Annotated in this window: 15 protein-coding genes; 11 read left to right on the top strand and 4 right to left on the bottom strand. The window is 62.8% G+C overall.

Annotated elements, in window-relative coordinates:
- Positions 1 to 34: 34 nt before the first annotated feature.
- On the top strand, positions 35 to 1,081 hold the full coding sequence (locus tag BLP76_RS13315; RefSeq protein ID WP_092814096.1) for a LacI family DNA-binding transcriptional regulator: 1,047 nt from the start codon (positions 35 to 37) through the stop codon (positions 1,079 to 1,081).
- A gap of 19 nt (positions 1,082 to 1,100) precedes the next feature.
- On the opposite strand, the gene BLP76_RS13310 is transcribed toward BLP76_RS13315, so the two are convergent.
- Positions 1,101 to 1,697, bottom strand: a complete 597-nt coding sequence (locus BLP76_RS13310; RefSeq protein ID WP_092814093.1) for an SAM-dependent methyltransferase — start codon at positions 1,695 to 1,697, stop codon at positions 1,101 to 1,103.
- Positions 1,698 to 1,774: 77 nt separating this feature from the next.
- A complete protein-coding gene (locus BLP76_RS13305) occupies positions 1,775 to 2,569 on the bottom strand; it encodes an IclR family transcriptional regulator (protein ID WP_092814090.1) in 795 nt (264 codons plus the stop codon).
- Positions 2,570 to 2,796: 227 nt separating this feature from the next.
- Between BLP76_RS13305 and BLP76_RS13300 the strand changes: the two genes are divergently transcribed.
- The 9 genes from BLP76_RS13300 to BLP76_RS13260 all read left to right on the top strand — a co-directional run bounded on the left by BLP76_RS13300 (position 2,797) and on the right by BLP76_RS13260 (position 15,198).
- A complete protein-coding gene (locus tag BLP76_RS13300) occupies positions 2,797 to 4,365 on the top strand; it encodes an ABC transporter substrate-binding protein (protein WP_092814087.1) in 1,569 nt (522 codons plus the stop codon).
- Positions 4,366 to 4,445: 80 nt separating this feature from the next.
- On the top strand, positions 4,446 to 5,300 hold the full coding sequence (locus BLP76_RS13295) for an alpha/beta hydrolase family protein (protein ID WP_092814084.1): 855 nt from the start codon (positions 4,446 to 4,448) through the stop codon (positions 5,298 to 5,300).
- Complete coding sequence (gene ggt, locus BLP76_RS13290; protein ID WP_092814082.1) at positions 5,297 to 6,907, top strand: gamma-glutamyltransferase; 1,611 nt, start codon at positions 5,297 to 5,299, stop codon at positions 6,905 to 6,907. The genes BLP76_RS13295 and ggt overlap by 4 nt, the downstream gene beginning before the upstream one ends.
- Before the next feature lie 17 nt (positions 6,908 to 6,924).
- Entirely contained in the window at positions 6,925 to 7,899 is a 975-nt protein-coding gene (locus BLP76_RS13285; protein ID WP_092814079.1) for an ABC transporter permease, read from the top strand.
- A gap of 4 nt (positions 7,900 to 7,903) precedes the next feature.
- A complete protein-coding gene (locus BLP76_RS13280) occupies positions 7,904 to 8,830 on the top strand; it encodes an ABC transporter permease (RefSeq protein WP_092814076.1) in 927 nt (308 codons plus the stop codon).
- Between the two features lies 1 nt (position 8,831).
- The gene (locus BLP76_RS13275) at positions 8,832 to 9,833 is read left to right on the top strand and encodes an ABC transporter ATP-binding protein (RefSeq protein WP_092814073.1); all 1,002 of its coding nucleotides are present in this window, start codon (positions 8,832 to 8,834) and stop codon (positions 9,831 to 9,833) included.
- Positions 9,834 to 9,850: 17 nt separating this feature from the next.
- Entirely contained in the window at positions 9,851 to 10,870 is a 1,020-nt protein-coding gene (locus tag BLP76_RS13270; RefSeq protein ID WP_092814361.1) for an ABC transporter ATP-binding protein, read from the top strand.
- Between the two features lie 72 nt (positions 10,871 to 10,942).
- Positions 10,943 to 13,771, top strand: a complete 2,829-nt coding sequence (locus tag BLP76_RS13265; protein ID WP_092814070.1) for a heavy metal translocating P-type ATPase — start codon at positions 10,943 to 10,945, stop codon at positions 13,769 to 13,771.
- Between the two features lie 191 nt (positions 13,772 to 13,962).
- Positions 13,963 to 15,198: a GTP-binding protein gene (locus tag BLP76_RS13260; protein WP_092814067.1), complete on the top strand. Its 1,236-nt coding sequence runs from the start codon at positions 13,963 to 13,965 to the stop codon at positions 15,196 to 15,198.
- A 95-nt stretch (positions 15,199 to 15,293) separates the two neighbouring features.
- On the opposite strand, the gene folE is transcribed toward BLP76_RS13260, so the two are convergent.
- The gene (gene folE / locus BLP76_RS13255) at positions 15,294 to 15,926 is read right to left on the bottom strand and encodes a GTP cyclohydrolase I FolE (protein WP_092814064.1); all 633 of its coding nucleotides are present in this window, start codon (positions 15,924 to 15,926) and stop codon (positions 15,294 to 15,296) included.
- Between the two features lie 365 nt (positions 15,927 to 16,291).
- On the opposite strand from folE, the gene BLP76_RS13250 reads away from it, so the two are divergent.
- On the top strand, positions 16,292 to 17,626 hold the full coding sequence (locus tag BLP76_RS13250) for a DUF2778 domain-containing protein (protein WP_244514579.1): 1,335 nt from the start codon (positions 16,292 to 16,294) through the stop codon (positions 17,624 to 17,626).
- 154 nt (positions 17,627 to 17,780) lie between these two features.
- Here the strand turns inward: BLP76_RS13250 and BLP76_RS13245 are convergent, their stop codons facing one another.
- The gene (locus tag BLP76_RS13245) at positions 17,781 to 18,671 is read right to left on the bottom strand and encodes a LysR substrate-binding domain-containing protein (RefSeq protein ID WP_092814061.1); all 891 of its coding nucleotides are present in this window, start codon (positions 18,669 to 18,671) and stop codon (positions 17,781 to 17,783) included.
- Positions 18,672 to 18,782 lie beyond the last annotated feature (111 nt).

Here is an 18,782-nt window from a genome sequence, read left to right as displayed (position 1 = left end):
GTTTAGGTGTAATGTCTGAAAACGATTTCTGAAAATGTCCATCAGCATCAAGGACGTCGCCGAGAAGGCGGGGGTGTCGGTCGCCACGGTGTCGCGGGTCCTCAGCGAGGGGCCCGTGCGCGCGGACACCAAAGAGCGCGTTCACGCTGCGATCAAGGCGCTCGGCTACCGCCCCAATCTTTCGGCCAGGCGTCTGCGCACGCAGCACGCGCAGACCATCGGTCTCATCGTCTCCGATATCCGCAACCCGTTCTTCACGGCCGTGGGGCGCGGCGTCGAGGATGCCGCCTACCGGGCCGGCATGCGCGTGCTTTTGTGCAATACCGATGAGAACGTCGAGCGCGAGCGCATGTATCTGCGTCTGATGCAGGAGGAGCGTGTGACGGGCCTCATTCTCGCGCCGACGCTCGCCATGCTCGATCAGTTGCAAAAGAACCCGTTGCAGTTTCCCGCCGTCCTCATCGACCGGGCTGGCGCGGGTGGCCTTTACGATTCCGTCGTTCTCGACAACCGCGAGGCTGCGAACACGCTCGTGGAGCATCTTTTCGAAGAGGGCTATCGGCGCATCGGCGGTGTTTTCGGCCAGACGAGCGCGACGGGCTTGGAGCGCCGCGACGGCTATTGCGCCAGCATGAAGGCGAGGGGCCTCACCCCGGATCCGCGCCTCCTCCCGCCGACCGTCGACGCGGGCGAGAAGGCGATGAGCGAATGGCTGGCGGGGCCGGATGCGCCGGAGGCGATCATCGCCAGCAATGGCCTGCTGCTCATGGGTGTGGTCAAGGCAGCGCAGCGGCTGGGGCGTGCCATCCCGAGCGATCTCGCCGTTGCCGGCTTCGACAACGAGGACTGGACGGAAGTGGTCGGGCCGGGGCTGACGGTGATCGAGCAGCCGGTGCACGACATCGGTCGCAATGCCATGTCGCTTCTCTTCGACCGTTTGCAAAATCCGGGGCTGGCGCCTCGCAAGGTGGTCCTGTCCGGTCGCTGTATCGTGCGTGGTTCGACCTTGGCGTCAAAACCGGCGGCTCTCGCAGAAAACAGGTCCGCGCCGTTGACGGGCGCGGCTGCGATGAACCCTTGAGCTTCGTTTGAGCGCGAACTCAGGCGGGTTTGCGGACCACGAGGTCGATCAGGGCCGAGAGGCCTGAATGTCCCTTGCCCTCGTGGATTTCGCTGTCGTGCTCTGCAAGGCGGATGATCTCGAAATCGGCGAAAGCGGCCTCGATCAGCGAGCGCGTATAGAGGTGTTCGGGGTTGGGCGGTCCGCCCGTGCCGTAGTCGATCTGCTCGGGCCGGTAACCCTGCAAGAGCAGAATGCCGCCGGGCAGGAGAGCTCGCTTCATCGCCTTGAACAGTTGCGCACGCAGCGTCGGATTGGCAAACTGGATGAAGATCGCCACCACGCCGTCATAGGCGGAAGAGGGCCATTCCCATGCGGCGATATCCGCATGCACGTGGGTGAGCGAGACACCGCGTTCGGCTGCGAGGCGTTTCGATTTTTCGATCGCCACCGCTGACGCGTCGATCGCCGTGACTTCAAGTCCCTGCTCAGCCAACCAGACGCCGTTGCGCCCTTCGCCATCGGCGACCGAAAGAACCCGCATCCCCGGGCTTAGCAGATCCGCATGGGCGGCAAGAAAGGCGTTCGGCTCAGTGCCGAAGAGATAGCCGGGCTGACCATATCTTTCGTCCCACATCACTCCAGCGCTCCCTCGCTCACATTGGCGCTCGTTTCTATCTATTGCAGCGTAGCGGGGCTGCGAGGTGTCCGACGTCACAACGCTATTCGTCCGCTGAGCGAGGCGTTGCCCTTCCAGCCGAGCCCTTCGGAAATCCGCCCTGCCGCCTCGGAGACCAGCCGGATGAAGCGTTCGATATCCGTGTCGTCGGTTCGGAAGGCCGGTGCTGCGATATTGATTGAGGCAAAGACGGATCCATCGGCGGAAAACACGGGAGCCGACACGGCCACGAGCTGGTCGCTCACTTCGCCGCGGCTGATGCAGATTCGCATCTGACGGATCCGGTCGAGCTCCGCAAACAGGCGAGAACGGTCAGTGATCGTGTTGCCGGTGAAGGCTTTGAGTTCCTGCGGCAGAACCGATTCGCGTTCGTCTTCTGGGAGATAGGCCATGATCGCCTTGCTCGATCCAGCATAGAGCGGGCGGCGGCGGCCCACGACCGCATGCACGCGAAGATCGCGCGAAGGCTCGTATTTGGCGATGCACAGAGCCTCGCTTTTGTCGCGCAGGCGTAGCTGCACCGTCTCGTTCGTCTTGAGCCCCAGATCTTCCAGAATCGGATTGGCGAGTTTGACGAGATCGATCTGCGAGGAGGCGGAGGTGCCGAGGACCAAAATGGCGTTTCCGAGCCGCCACCGCCCGTCCGGCTCCTGCGAGACCAGTTCTCGCCGTTCCAGTGTTCGCAACAATCGGAAGGTTTTGGCCTTCGTCACTCCGGCTGCGCGGGCGATCTCAGACACCCCGGCTTCGGGATGCTCCGCGACGGTCATGAGAATGTTGATCGCATCGTCAACTGACTGAACAACATAGTTTTTTTCATTTTCCGCCATGGCTTGATCCCCCTCCGCTCAAGAAGCTTGCGACAACATGCCTCAAATTCCGGTTGCGGCACTCGCGTGTCTCACACAATGAAACACAGTTTCATTCTTATTGACAGCTCTCCTTTGCGCATGCGTTCCTGGTCAGCGTTCAAGCGTGGTCAAGGCATGGGCATCGCCGCCTGGTGTGGGTCCGGCCTTGTCGAACAAGAGGGGATTTATTCTTGGGTATCTCGACAATGGGATGGATCGGCCGGGGTGCTGCTGCCTTGGCCATATACGCGGTCGCTGCCGGAACGGCATCGGCCCAGGACAAGGAGCTGACGGTCGGCATGGCGTCGACGTTTGCGACCGTCGATCCGCATGAGGAATCGAACTCGCCGCACAACGCGATGAGCAGGCATATCTTCGACAGCCTGATCTATCGCGGCGGCGCTGCCGAGAACGAACCGCAGCTGGCGACGTCCTGGGAGATCATCGACAACACCCATTGGCGGTTCCATCTGCGTGAAGGGGTGAAATTTCACGACGGCACCGATTTCGACGCCGAGGATGTGATCGCCTCGGTGTTGCGGGCGCGTGACAAGCCGAGCCAGGCTTTCGCCTCCTATACGCGCAACATCACGGATGTGACGGCCGAAGATCCCCACACGGTGGTGGTGGAGACGAGCGTCCCGGATCCGATGATCCTCAATTCGCTGAGCCGTATTCGCATCATCAGCTCCGAACATGCCGACGACGATGTCGCCGCGTTCGACAACGGCACCGCGGCCGTCGGCACCGGCCCGTTCAAATTCGTTTCCTACACGCCGGGTGACCGGATCGTCATGGAGCGGAACGACGATTATTTTGGCGGTGCCTCCGAATGGAGCAAGGTGACTTTGCGCATGCTGCCGGACAACGGCGCCCGGCTCGCAAGCCTGCTCTCCGGTGATGCCGACCTCATCGAGACGCTTCCCGCGGAAGGCGTCGCGCGGGTGAAGAGCTCCGACAATCTCAAGGTCATCCGTGGCCAGTCGACCCGCATCGTCTATCTCGGCGTGGATGTCGCCCGCGATCAGACGCCTTTCATCACGGCAAAGGACGGCTCCAAGCTCGACAAGAACCCGCTCAAGGACGAGCGTGTCCGCAAGGCGCTTCTGATGTCGATCAACCGGCCGGCGATCGTCCAGCGCGTCATGCAGGACAACGGCACCGTCGCACACCAATTCGTCGCCGAGGGTTATTTCGGCCATTCAGACGATGTCGACGAAGTCTCCTACGATCCAGAAGGCGCCAAGAAGCTTCTGGAGGAGGCGGGTTATCCCGACGGGTTCCGCCTGACCCTGCACGGTCCGCAGGGGCGGTACGTCAACGACAGCGACGTGCTTCAGGCTGTCGGCCAGATGTTCGCACGCATCGGCATCGACACGAAGGTCGAGGTGATGCCGTGGTCGATGTACGCCGACAAATACTCCAACGGCGAATATTCCGTCTTCCTCGGCTCCTGGGGCGTCAACACCGGTGAAGTGTCGAACCCGGCGATCGCCATCGTGGCGGGTCGCGACGAGGCGAAGGGCACCGGCCGCTACAACGGCGGTGGCATCAATGATCCGGAGATCAACAAGCTCCTGGATGAGGCGACCTCGACGCTCGACGAGGACAAGCGTGAGCCGATCCTCCAGAAGGTCTCCGAGCTCACCTTCAACCACCATTATCTGCTGCCGCTGCACTACGAAAACGTCGTGCTCGGCGCCAGCAAGGACGTCGACTACAAGCCGCGCGGCGACAAATATCTGCTCGCCTACGAGGTGAAGTCGGCCAAGTGAGCCCCAAGGCTCGGCTTTAAATCACCGGGCGGGGCGCCTCTGCGCCACGCCCGCCAATTCTCCCCTTTCAGGACATAGGAATGCAGGAACTCGGCACCAGCGCTGCCGCTGCCCGCGCGCGCGCCATCTACGACTACGGCCACACGGCAATCTTTGCCTCCACGGCCGACCCCCGTTTTCACATGCTCTTATACGTGCCGCCGGCGGCGGCCGACGGCCGCCCGGTCGACCTCCTGGTCGCCGTGCATGGAACCGGCCGCACCTCCGCAATGGAATTTCGCGACGGCTTCGCCGAGTTCGGTCTCTACAACGACTGCGCCGTCCTGTGCCCGATCTTCCCGATGAACGTGCGCGGAGACGGTGCGCGCTCAGGCTACAAATATCTGATCGAGGGCGATATTCGCTACGATCTCCTGCTCATCTCCATGGTCGAGGAGATGGCGGCGAAATACGCCCAGGACTGGTCGCGTTTCGCGATGTTCGGTTATTCTGGCGGTGGACATTTCACCCACCGCTTCGCGCTCGTTCATCCCGAGCGCCTGTGGGCCGCATGCGTCGGCGCGCCGGGTTCGGTCACGCTGATCGATCCGGAGCGTGACTGGTGGGTCGGCACTCGCGATCTCGCGGAAAAGTTCGGCAAGCCTTTCAATCTCGAAGAGCTCGCGAAGCTGCCGGTGCAGATGGTCGTCGGCAAGCTCGATCTCGAAACCTGGGAAATCACCCACAAGCCCGGCTCGGCCTACTGGATGGAAGGGGCGAACGATGCCGGCGAGACGCGTCCGGAACGCCTGCGGTCGCTCGCGCGCTCATTCGAGGCTGTCGGCGTGAACGTCACCTTCGACGAAGTCCCCGGCATTTCACACGACCGCATGAAGGTGCTTGGCCATGTCAAAGCCTTCCTGACACGCACGCTGGCAGAGAGGCGTAGCCGATGAACAACGCAACAATCGTCGCCCCGCAGCCGGAGGCTGTGGAGGCGGGCGCGAATGTGCTGGAGCGCGGCGGCAACGCCGTCGATGCGGCGCTCGCCTGCGCGTTCATGCAGGGTGTCGTCGATCCGCAGATGGCAGGTGTCGGCGGTTTCGGCTCGATGCAGATTTATATGCCGGGGCGAGGCGTGCACGAGACGCTGGAATTTTACGCGCTCGCGCCGGCCGCGGCCACGCCGGACATGTGGCTCGACAAGCTGCTCGGCCAAAGCCGCGACGGTTTCGGCTTCATTCTCGAAGGCAACATCTCCGAGATCGGCTATCTCGCCTGCTGCACGCCGGGCTCTCTCAAAGGCTATGAGACGGCTCTTCGCGATTACGGCACGTTCGATTGGGCCGATCTGATCACGCCTGCCGCCGAAGTCGCGCGCACCGGTTTCATGATCCGCCCGCACATGCACTGGTACTGGTCGAAGGATCAGTCGGGAGACGGGCAAGCGAACACGATCGACAAGCTGCGTTTCTCCAAGACCGGCCGGAGCGTCTATTTCCACGAGGACGGAAGCCTGCGTGCCGTGGGCGAGATCCTGCGCAATCCCGACCTTGCGAACACTCTGGAGCGGATCGCACAAAGCGGCGGCTCCGATATCTACTATCACGGCGAAATCGCCGAAGAGATTGCCGCCGACTTCAAGGTGGGCGGCGGCCTCATTGGTCTGGAAGACCTCGCGAAATACGAGGTGACCAGATCTGAGCCGGTCTGGGGGCATTACCGCGGCCACAAGATTTCCACGAGTGCGCCTCCGGCATCCGGGTTCCCGATGCTGGAAATCCTGCACATCATGGAGCATTTCGACGTCGGGACCCTGCAGCATGCGAGTACTGAACATGTGCGCCTTCTCTTCGAGGCGATGAAGCGCATGACGATCGACAAGGACGCCCATATGGGTGATCCGGCCTATGTCGAGGTGCCGGTCGAGCGACTTCTCTCCGACGAGAATATCCGGGCCCATGCCGAGAGCATCCGCCGGGGCGAGCGTGCAAACGTTGAACGCCTCGACCTCTCGCAGCGCGACACGACCCATATTTCGGTGATCGATCGTGAGGGAAATGCGGTCGCCATGACCCACACGCTCGGCAGCCCGTCCGGTGCCATCACCGACGGCCTCGGCTTCATGTACAACGGCACGATGAGCCGCTTCGATCCGCGCCCGGGACGTCCGGGCTCGATCGCGCCACGCAAGCGTCGGGCGAGTTCGGCTGCGCCGACGATCGTGTTTCGCGACGGCAAGCCGTTTATCGTCATCGGCGCGCCCGGTGGCAGCTATATCGCCCCGACGATTGCCCAGGGCATCATGAACATGATCGATTTCGACATGTCGATTCAGGAGGCGGTGACGGCACCGCGCATCGTCGGCGTGTCGAACACGATCGACATCTGCAACCGCATTCGTCGTTCGGTGGAGTCGGATCTGCGTGCGGACGGCTACGAGGTCGAGCGTTCGCCGCAGACTTATGCCTTTGCGGCTCTGCACGGTATCCGGATCGACGACGGCGTGTCGAAGGGGGCCGCAGACCCGCAGCGGGATGGTATGGCCATCTCGATCACCTAGGCAGGCGGAGAGGCTGAATGGTCACTTCCATTATTCGGCGGTTCATCCAGGCATTGTTCGTCATCGTGGCGATGACGGTGATCGTCTTTCTCGCCGTCAACGTCATCGGCAATCCGGTCGACATCCTGATCAACCCGGATGCGAACCAGGCCGAGCGCGCGCGCGTGATCGCGGAATATGGCCTCGATCAGCCTCTCTGGCGCCAGTACATCGACTTCCTGGCGGGGCTGTTGCGCGGCGATTTCGGCAACAGCTTCGTCTATGGTCGCTCCGCTCTTCAGGTGATCTTGGAGCGTTTTCCAGCGACGCTCGAACTCGCTCTGTCGGCGCTGGTGATCGCGCTCGTCGTCGGTCTGCCGCTCGGCCTTTACGCCGGGCTGCGGCCGCGCAGCGTCGCCTCGCGGATCATCATGTCGGGCTCGATCCTCGGCTTCTCGTTGCCGACATTCTGGGTCGGCCTCATGTTCATCCTGCTGTTTTCCGTGCAACTCGGATGGCTGCCGTCGAACGGGCGCGGCGAGACCGTGGAAATCCTCGGCATGCGCTGGTCGTTCCTGACGGAGGACGGGTTGCGGCATCTCTTCCTGCCGGCCCTCAACCTCGCGCTTTTCAAGACTTCGCTCGTTCTGCGCCTGACCCGTGCCGGCGTGCAGGAGGTGCTGCCGCAGGATTACATCAAGTTTGCCCGAGCCAAGGGGCTGAGCGAGCGCCGGATCATTTCCGTGCACGTGCTCAAAAACCTGATGATTCCGGTCGTGACGATCGTCGGGCTCGAATTCGGCTCGCTCATTGCCTTCTCCGTGGTGACGGAGAGTATCTTCGCCTGGCCGGGCATGGGCAAGCTCATCATCGACAGCATCAACCTTCTCGATCGGCCCGTGATCGTCGCTTACCTGATGATGATGGTCCTGATTTTCGTCGGTCTGAATTTCATCGTCGATCTTTGTTACACGCTGCTGGATCCCCGCGTCCGGCTCGATGCCAAACGGTGACGCCATGGACCCTCAGCTTGTAGATCACATTGAAAATGCGGTGTCGGAGACTCAGACGCTGACCTCGGAACGCGGTCGCAATCAGCTCCGGGAGTTTTTTCGCTCTCCCGGCGCCGTGCTGGGGCTGCTCACGCTTTGCGTGATCATCATCGTGGCGATCCTGGCGCCGTATATCGCCCCGCAGAACCCTTACGATCTCTCGCAGCTCGACATCCTCGACAGCAGGTTGTCGCCCGGCTCGGAATCCTTCTCCGGGGTGCCCTACGTTCTCGGCACCGATGCGCAGGGCCGCGATATCCTCTCAGGCATTCTCTACGGCCTGCGGGCCTCGCTGATGGTGGGCGTGCTCTCGGCCTTCGCCGCCGCGATCATCGGCACCTCGGCGGGCCTTTCTGCCGCCTATATCGGGGGACGGGTCGAGAGCTTCATGATGCGGATCGTCGATCTGCAGCTGTCGTTTCCCACGATCCTGATGGCATTGATGATGCTTGCCGTGCTCGGCAAAGGCCTGGTGAACGTCATCCTGGCCCTGATCATCGCCGAATGGGCGGTCTATGCACGCACCGTGCGTGCGACGGCGCTCGTTGAGCGAGAAAAAGAATATATCGAGGCCGCACGCTGCCTGCGGCTACCAGGATGGCGCATCCTCTTCCGCCATCTTCTGCCGAACTGCCTCGCGCCCGTGATCGTCATCTCCACGATGCAGGTCGCCCGCGCCATCAGTCTGGAGGCGACCTTGTCCTTTCTCGGTCTCGGCGCATCCGTGACGGAGCCCTCGCTCGGCATGCTCATCTCCAACGGCTATCAGTACCTGCTCTCCGGCCTCTACTGGATCAGCTTCTACCCGGGCATTGCCCTTCTCGTGACGATCGTCGCCATCAACCTCGTCGGCGACAGGCTGCGCGATGTCCTCAATCCGAGGAACGTGTGAGATGGCCGCTCTGCTTGAAGTGAAGAACCTCGTCACCGAATTCCCGCGCCACGGCGCAGCGCCCGTGAAGGCCGTCAACGACGTCTCCTTTTCCCTCGAGAAGGGAAGGGTGCTCGGACTTGTCGGCGAGAGCGGGTCGGGAAAATCCGTCACCGGCTTTTCGATCATGGGCCTTGTCGATGCACCCGGCCGTGTCGCTGCAGGTGACATCTTCTTCAACGGTGAGAACCTCGCCGATCTCAATGCGGAGGAGATGCGGCGTTTGCGCGGGCGCCACATCGCGATGGTCTTCCAGGATCCGATGATGACGCTCAATCCGGTCCTGCGCATCGAGACGCAGATGACCGAAACGCTCCTTGCGCATGAGAAGATGGATCGCGCCGAAGCGCGGGCGCGAGCACGCGATGCGCTCGGCATGGTCGGCATTCCAAGCCCGGAAGAGCGGCTCTCCGCCTACCCGCATGAGTTTTCCGGCGGCATGCGCCAGCGCGTCGCCATCGCGATTGCGCTTCTGCACAGCCCCGAGCTGATCATCGCGGACGAACCCACGACAGCGCTCGACGTGACCATCCAGGCCCAGATCATTTCCGAGTTCCAGCGCCTGGCCGAGGAAAGGGATACGGCCGTGATCTGGATCACCCACGATCTTGCCATCGTCTCGCGGCTCGCCGACGACATTGCCGTCATGTATGCGGGCCGTCTCGTGGAGACCGGCCCGGTCGCACAGGTCCTGACCGATCCGCGCCATCATTATACGCGCGGGCTTATGGATTCCGTGCCGAGCCAGAACACCCGCGGCGCGCTTTTGAAGCAGATCCCCGGCATGACGCCGAGCCCGGCCAATCTTCCTTCCGGATGCAGCTTCCACACCCGTTGCGGAGGCGCCGACGGGCTTTGCACGAAGCTACCGCCCGAGATCTGGGAAGGGGAGAGGAGCTATCGTTGCGTACATCCCTTGGGCGCGCGTGCCTTGGACGCGATCACCGGGGAGGCCGTATCGTGAGCGAGACGAACGAGGTCATGGAGAAGGCCCCAAAGATGCCGCTGGTCCAGGCACGCGATGTGACTCGCCGCTTCGGTGCGACGCCCGATCTTGCCGCCCGCATTGCCATCAGCGCAGGCGCGGCGGAACCGCCGGCCGTCGTCTATGCGCTCGACGGCATCAATCTTTCGGTCGCGCGTGGCGAGGTTCTTGGGGTGGTCGGCGAGAGCGGCTGCGGGAAGTCGACGCTCGGCCGCATCGTGGCGGGCATTCTTCCCCCGACCGATGGCGAAATCCGCTGGAAGGGCGAGCCGCATCACAAGCTGAAGGGCCGCGCGCGCAAGGCGGCCGATCTTGCCGCGCAGATGATTTTCCAGAATCCGATGGCGGCTCTCAATCCGCGTATGCGTGTCGAGAGCATCGTCGCCGAGGCCCCTCGTGCGCACGGCCTCATCGAGGGAAGCGTCTCCGATTACGTCGATGAGCATCTGCGCATGGCCGGCTTTGATCCGGCGATGAAGAAACGCCTGCCGCACGAATTCTCCGGCGGCCAGCGTCAGCGCGTGAACATCGCGCGGGCGCTCGCCGTAAAACCGGAATTTCTGGTTTGCGATGAAAGCGTCGCCGCACTCGACGTCTCCATTCAAGCCCAGATCATCAATCTCTTCGTAAAACTGCGAGAAGAGCTCGATCTCACCTATATGTTCATCAGCCACGATCTCGGCGTGGTCGAGCATATCTCTGACCGCGTCGTCATCATGTATCTCGGTCGGATCGTGGAAGAGGCGCCGGTGGAGGAGATCTTTGCCCGCCCGAACCACCCTTATACGCAGGCGCTGCTCGCCGAAATTCCGCGCATCGAGCCGCGCAAGCGCCGCTTCGAGGCGATTAAGGGCGAGATTCCGAGCCCGTTATTTCCGCCAAAGGGGTGTCACTTTCATCCTCGATGCCCGTTCGCCCATGCGCGCTGCCGGGTCGAGGTGCCGAAGCTCAAGCCGGTTGCCGGCGACCATCTTTCTGCCTGTCATCTGAACGACGAGGCCGCCGCCGGGGCGTAACGATCGACTGACTTGACCTTCCAGTGGCTGGAAGCCCCATTTAGGGTGCGATCAGCCACGAGGATTGGTCTCATGAACGAGATTGCACCTGCAGCGAGCTTCAGCGAAGGCTCGTCTTCACGCCGATACCGTGTCGAGGGCATGACCTGCGCCTCGTGCGTGCGCCGGGTCGAGCAGGCGATCGCGGCGCTGCCCTCCGTCGACAAAGCCAATGTCAATCTGGCGACGGAGACGGCCGAGGTCGTTTTCTCCGGCGCGCCCGAGGATGGCGCCGTGGTCGCCGCGATCGAGAGCGCCGGCTACGACGTGCCGCGCGAGGATTTCGAGATCGCCATCGAGGGTATGACCTGCGCCTCCTGCGTGGGGCGGGTCGAACGCGCAATAGCGGTTGTGCCGGGCGTCGACGCGGTGTCCGTCAATCTGGCTACCGAACGCGCTTCGATTTCAAGCCGGGGCGGCCTCGATCGCGGGACGGTTGCGGCGGCGATCCGCGAGGCCGGTTATACACCGCGCCTGATCGAGAATGACGCTGCCGGGGCCGACCGCCGGGCCGAGGCCAAGGCGCGCGAATATGCTGCCCTGAAGCGCGATCTCACCGTCGCTGCGGTCCTGACGCTGCCGGTCTTCCTGGTCGAGATGGGCTCGCATGTCTCGCCGGCGATCCATGATTTCGTGCAGCAGACGATCGGTTCGGGCACCAATCATCTCGTGCAGTTCGTCCTGACGACGCTCGTGCTCTTCGGTCCTGGATTGCGATTCTTCCGCAAGGGCTTGCCGGCGCTCCTTCATGCCGCACCTGACATGAATTCTTTGGTCGTCGTAGGCGCCAGCGCCGCCTGGGGTTATTCGACCGTTGCCACTTTCCTGCCGCAGGTGCTGCCGGCCGGAACCGCGAATGTCTATTTCGAGGCGGCGGCCGGGATCGTGACGCTGATCCTCGTTGGCCGCCTGCTCGAAGCGCGCGCCAAGGGCCGCACGGGTGAGGCGATCAAGCGGCTGATCGGGCTGCAGCCGAAAACCGCCCGGGTCGAGCGAGACGGGCGTTTCCTCGAAGTGCCGCTTGAAGATGTCGCCGTCGGCGATGTCCTGCAGGTGCGGCCCGGTGACAAGATCGCCGTCGACGGAGCTGTGCTGAGCGGCATGTCCTATGTCGACGAATCGATGATCACCGGCGAGCCGATCCCGGTGGAAAAGGCCGAAGGCGCCGAAGTCGTCGGCGGCACCATCAACAAGACCGGCAGCTTCACCTATCGCGCCGAGAAGGTCGGCAGCGATACGATGCTCGCCAACATCATCCGCATGGTCGAGGCGGCGCAGGGCGGCAAGCTGCCAATCCAGGCGATGGTCGACAAGGTCACGCAATGGTTCGTCCCGGCCGTGATGAGTGCGGCCCTCCTGACTCTCCTCATCTGGCTCGTCTTCGGTCCGGAGCCGGCGCTGGGCTTCGCGCTCGTCAATGCGGTCGCCGTCCTCATCATCGCCTGCCCCTGCGCCATGGGGCTCGCAACGCCGACCTCGATCATGGTCGGCACGGGCCGGGCGGCCGAGTTCGGCGTGCTGTTTCGGCGTGGTGAAGCGCTGCAGACGCTGCGCGAGGCAGGCGTGATCGCGCTCGACAAGACCGGCACTTTGACGGAAGGCCAGCCCGAGCTCACCGATCTCAGCGTCTCTGAAGGGTTCGACGAGGCCGAGGTTCTGGCCCTGGTGGCGGCCGTCGAGGCGGGCTCCGAGCACCCGATCGCAGCGGCGATCGTGGCGGCCGCCGAGCGCCGGGGGCTGACGCTTGCAAAACACGACGCTTTCGAGGCGATCCCGGGCTTCGGCATCACGGCGCGGGTTGCGGGCCATGAGGTGATGGTCGGGGCCGACCGTTTGATGATCGAGCGCAAGATCGCGCTTGAGCGCGTTGCCGAGGACGCCGCGAGGCTCGGCGCGGAAGGCAAGTCGCCGCTCTATGCCGCAATCGACGGCGAACTTGCCGCGATGCTTGCGGTTGCCGATCCCGTTAAGGCGTCGACGCCGGACGCCATCAAGGCCTTGCACAATCTCGGGCTGAAGGTGGCGATGATCACCGGCGACAATCGCCGCACGGCGGATGCGGTTGCCAAGCGTCTTGGCATCGACGAAGTGGTCGCCGAAGTGCTGCCACAGGGCAAGATCGACGCAATCAAAGCCTTGCGGTCCGGTGGCCGCAAGGTTGCTTTCGTCGGCGACGGCATCAACGACGCGCCGGCGCTGGCGGAAGCCGATGTCGGTCTGGCGATCGGCACCGGCACGGATGTGGCGATCGAAAGTGCCGATGTTGTCTTGATGTCGGGCGATCTCGGCGGCGTTGCCAACGCGATTGCACTCTCCAAGGCGACGCTCGCCAATATCCGCCAGAACCTGTTCTGGGCCTTTGCCTACAATGTCGTGCTGATCCCGGTCGCCGCCGGCGCACTTTATCCTGCGACCGGCGTTCTTCTGTCGCCGGTTTTTGCGGCCGGAGCGATGGCGCTCTCAAGCGTTTTCGTCGTCACCAATGCGCTGCGTTTGCGCCGATTTTCGCCGCCGCTCGAGGTGAGCGGAAAACGCAAGGCGCCCGTCGCCAAGGCCCCGACGCGTGCCGAGCCGGAAACACCGTCGGCGCCGGCGCAATCTGTGTCCCAAACCCAGGCCATCCCGGCCAATGTCATGTCTGAAAAGGAGATTTCGATGCTGAAGCTCAAGGTTGAAGAGATGTCGTGCAAGCATTGCGTGGCAAACGTCGAGAAGGCCGTGAAGGGCGTCGATCCCGAAGCCAAGGTCGATGTCGACCTCGATGCCGGCACGGCCGCGATTGAGAGCTCGGCCGACGAGGCGGCGATCGAGGCCGCGATCCGCGAGGCGGGTTATCCGAACGAGAAGCTCGCCGCCGCCTGAGCGGAGCTTTTTCCCCCAATTGGCGTCTTCCGACCGGGGGGCTAGGTGATGCCAGACCCGGTCGGAAACCCTCTTCGCGTCGACGTTGCGCCTCCTCTTGATCGCATGGGGCGGACGAACGCGGCTTGACAGGCGAAAGACGATCTCGCTATCGAAGTGATATGTTATAAAATAACGTATCGTGAGGCGAGATGCTACAATCCAGGTCCAATGACGGGCGCCTGCCTGTCACCGTGCTGTCGGGTTTTCTGGGCGCCGGCAAGACGACGCTCCTCAACCATGTGCTCAACAATCGGGAGGGCCGGCGCGTCGCTGTCATCGTCAATGACATGAGCGAGGTGAACATCGATGCCGACCTCGTGCGCGAAGAAACGGCGCTGAACCGCTCCGAAGAGAAGCTGGTCGAGATGACCAACGGCTGCATCTGCTGCACGCTGCGCGACGATCTTCTCAAAGAGGTGCGTCGCCTGGCGGAAGAGAGGCGCTTCGATTGCCTGTTGATCGAAAGCACCGGCGTGTCCGAGCCTTTGCCCGTCGCGGCGACGTTTGAGTATCGCGACGAGAACGGACGAAGCCTCTCCGACATCGCGCGCCTTGATGCGATGGTCACGGTCGTCGACGCCATGCATCTCCTGCAGAATTACGGATCCTCCGATTTTCTCGCCGATCGCGGTGAGACGGCAGGAGAGGGGGATGAGCGCACGCTGGTCAACCTGCTGGTCGATCAGATCGAATTTGCCGACATCATCATTTTGAACAAGGTGTCGGACGCAAAGCCTGATCATCTCGAGGCCGCCCGTTCGATCGTGCATGGCCTCAACCCGGACGCAAAATTGATCGAGACGGATTATGGCCGGATCGCTGAAGCTGAACTCTTCGATACCGGATTGTTCGATTTTGACCGCGCCCACCAGCATCCGATGTGGTTCAAAGAGCTCTATGGCTTTGCCGACCATGTGCCCGAAGACGCCGAATACGGCGTGACGAGCTTTGTCTGGCGCGAACGTCGCCCGCTCATTCCCGAGCGCTTCAACGAATTCCTGCAGACGCCGCTGCCCGGCGTCATCCGCGCCAAGGGGCATTTCTGGCTCGCCACCCGCTCTCAGATCGTGGGCGAGTTCAGCCTCGCCGGCGCGGCGGCGACGGTGAGACCGCTCGGCTTCTGGTGGACTTCTGTGCCGCAGTCGCGCTGGCCGGATGATCCGGAATTCCGCCAGCGGATCTTGAGCTTTTTCGATCCCGTTTATGGGGACCGGCGCCAGGAGATCGTCTTCATCGGCATGCTGGGCGAGATGAGCCGCGAGCGAATTACGGCGATGCTCGAGCGTTGTCTTGCAGAACCGACCGAGGATGGTCGTTTCGATCCGAATGACTATCGGAATCTCCCGGACCCCTTCGAGGCGTGGGGATCGTCGCAGGCCGCCTGACGCTGGCGCATTAAAACGACACCGCTTTTCGAAGCGGTGTCGTTTGATTTCGAAGGCCCGCCGTTTCTCGGGCGGTGAAGTACCCGTTGTCGTGCTCAGCCGAAACGCTCGCTCGGGGCCGCGATCTGAGCGAGAAAGTCCCGCCGCAAATCGGCATCGTCCTTGAACTCGCCGATAAAGCGGCGGGTCACCATTGTGACGCCGGGTTTCCTGATGCCGCGTGTGGTCATGCACATATGGGCGGCCTCGACGACGACGGCGACCCCGCGTGGGCGCAGAACCTCCGCGATCGTGTTGGCAATCTGCGAGGTCAGAGTTTCCTGGATTTGCAGCCGTTTCGCGTAAACTTCCACGAGCCGCGCCAGTTTGCTGATACCGACGACACGCCGGTTCGGCAGATAGGCGATATGCGCCTTGCCGATGATCGGCACGATGTGGTGCTCGCAATGCGATTCCAGTCGCATGTTCCGAAGCACGATCATGTCGTCGTAATCGTCGGTCTCCTCAAAAGTTCGCGCGAGAAGCTCGGCCGGATCGGTGTTGTAGCCTTCGAAGAACTCCTCGTAAGCGCGCACGACGCGCGCCGGCGTGTCGATCAGGCCTTCGCGATCGGGATCGTCGCCGGCCCATTCGATGATGAGCCGGACTGCGGCTTCGACGGCGGCGCGATCGGGACGCGGCCGCCCGAGTGTCTTTTCTTGCGGCAGGGTCGCGGGGAAGCGTGTCATGTCTCTGAGGGATAGCTCTGGTGGTCAGGACACGAGATTGAAACGTTATAACGTTAAAATCAAGGATGATCTATTCATGGAAACCGGCTTGCAAAGGTCCCCAGGCGAGGAGGATCGAACCCGCCGTCGGTGGGGAGGTTGCCCTGACGCGAGCGAGCAGGCATTCTCCGCGCGATTTTTACGTGTCCTTTGGCGGTTGCGGCAGGGGCAGCCCGCCGAGAGCGGAGGCGTCGGTTATCGTAAACGAAAGCATAACGAGCCTCGGCGTATATAGGAGGGAACCGCAGTCCGGAGCGCGCATGTGCCGACGTCCGGCCTGAGTGGGAGTTGCGGTTCGCTCGCAAGGGCAGGGGAGAAGCTTGTTGATGAAGCCGAGCTTTGATGCGCGTCTGTTGACGGCGCGGAGACGCCTGAAGGGCTCCAAGCCTCTGCTCTTTTTGAGCGCCGTTGCCGGCATTGCCGCGTTGGTGGGGACGACGCCGCTCGTCGCCGAGAGGGTCGTACAAGCCTCCGCTCATCTCATCGCGGCAGGAGAGGTTTTTTCGGCGCCGATGATTGGCGAAGGCGCGCGGCTCAAGCCCGCCCCGCGGGGAGACCGCCTGTCCTCGGTCGCTCTGAAGCAGGGTCCGTCGCGCCGTCTCGGGCAGGGCAGCCCCAGGTTCGGGAGCCGCCTTTTTGAAGACGCCGACGTGAAACGCCCGGCCAACGGTCTTTTCGATACACAGCGTTTCGTCTGGCAGCCGAGGATGATTCCCCTGCCGGAAATCGTTGCGGGCTATCCGGGGCTTCTGGTTCCGACGAACGAAAGCGCGGCAGCACATTCGGCGACGGCCTTCGCGATGGTCACCCAGACAAGTGCCGAGGTGTTTGCGAGCCGTTGGGTGTCTGAGGCCTTTGAGCCCACGGCCGGTCCGTATCTCGCGGCCCTCATCGGGGGCGATCGAACGACGTCGTCTGACGAAATGGTTGCTGAAGCGGTGGCAGGTCTCGACCTCGTCCCCGCGCCGAGGCCTGATCTCGGCGAAATGGAGATCGCCAGCCTGGAGCCCGATGCGAGGCCGGCGCCCCCGACGGGTCTTGACGAAGCTCTGGATGCGCAGGCCGTTTTGAAGAAGGTGGCTGTGCCGGCCTCCCGCCCGGCGCCGGGTGCGATTGCGAGAGGTGGCCGGCCTGCAGCAAGCCTTGCTTATGCGGCGGTCGAAGATCCCGTCGCAACCGATTCATCTGACGGCTTTTTCAATAAGCTCTTTGCGCCTGCCGGCAGGGCCGCGCTTCCGGGACGGGACAGCGGCATTGCCGTCTACGAGATTCAATCGGCGACGGTCTATCTGCCCAATGGCGAACGTCTCGAGGCGCATTCTGGCCTTGCCAAGATGCAGGACGATCCCCGCTATGTGCGGGAAAAGAACCGCGGCCCGACGCCGCCGAACGTCTACGATCTCGTTATGCGCGAAAGCCGTTTTCATGGCGCGGAGGCCATTCGCCTGCTGCCCTCCGATGGCCGCAAGAAATATAATCGCGACGGGCTTCTGGCGCACCCCTACATGTATGCCGGCGGCGGCTCGCGTTCCCAGTCCAACGGTTGCGTGGTCTTCGCCAATTACGAACGCTTCCTGAAAGCCTTCAAGAAGGGCCATATCACCCGCATGATCGTCGTGCCGCGGCTGAAGGACCTCAACACCTATATGGCCGCGCTTTAGACCGCTGCCGGCTCATTGGTTGAGCCAGTAGACTCGCCGTGGTGCAGCCGCTTGAGCGGCGCGCCAGCCGCTGGCGACCCAGACCCGTTTAAGGCTCGTCTGCGTCAGTCCCTGGAGATGGCTGCGCCCGGGTTAGATGGGCGGGGGCTGGCCGTCAGCTTTCAAGATATTCTTCGACTGCCTTCTGCAGATGCTCGATCATGCTGTTGCGGAAGCGCGACCACGGAAGCGTTTCCGACAGAAGCAGATTGATGGGCAGGGACAGGACGGGCCGGAACGGTCGCCAGTCGACGTTTTCCGGTGCCATCAGCATGGCGAAGCGGTCGACGATGGCGACCCCCGAGCCCTGGGCGACCTGAACGGCCGCAACGATCGACATCGTCGCCTGGATGTCGACACGTCGGGTCTCGTCGTACTGCAGGAAGGCCTCATCGAGGAGCCCGCCGAAATGGTTCAGTGAGTTGAAGGAAATGAACGTCTCGTTGGCAAGGTCCGGCGGCGTGACGTGGCTGAGGGCCGAAAGACGATGCCCGCGCGGGAAGATGCAGATCATCTCGACCTGGCCGAGGCTTCGCATCGTAAGCGTGTGAAGATCCTGCGGTGACAGGCAGAGGCCGAGATCGGCCTGATGTGAGCGCACCATCTCCGCTGTCTCGGCGCCCGGCAGGAGATGCGAAACGATCTTGACCCGCGGATTTGCTGCGCGGAACGACGCGACCGCACGCGGCACGATCGCGGCGGCGAGTGAGGAGGAGGCGGCGATACGCAGAACGCCGCCGGAGCCGGCGCGCAATTCCTCTGCAAGAAGTCGAAGCGCTCCAAGATCTCGGAACACGCGGTCGGCATCGGGGAAGAGCATCTCCGCCTGCGGTGTGGGGTGAAGACGGCCGCGGATTCGCCGGAAGAGTCGGAGACCAAGTTGATCCTCCATGTGATGGAGGATCTTGCTCACCGTCGGCTGCGAAACGTTGAGAAGCTTGGCCGCGTCGGTGACGCTTCCCGTCTGCATGATCGTGCGAAAAATCTCCAGTTGGCGCGCGTTCATGGGTCTCCAGGAGGGCTTTATTCAGTCAGCCTATAGCCTCGGGCTATTGTTTGTCGACACATCGGAATTTGATCTCCTCTGTATCTCGCTCTTCAATCGCGACAACGAGAC

It is taken from the genome of Afifella marina DSM 2698 (genome assembly GCF_900102695.1).
In the GTDB taxonomy this organism is placed as follows: Bacteria; Pseudomonadota; Alphaproteobacteria; order Rhizobiales; family Afifellaceae; genus Afifella; species Afifella marina.
This window is presented reverse-complemented; position numbering and strand designations above follow the sequence as displayed.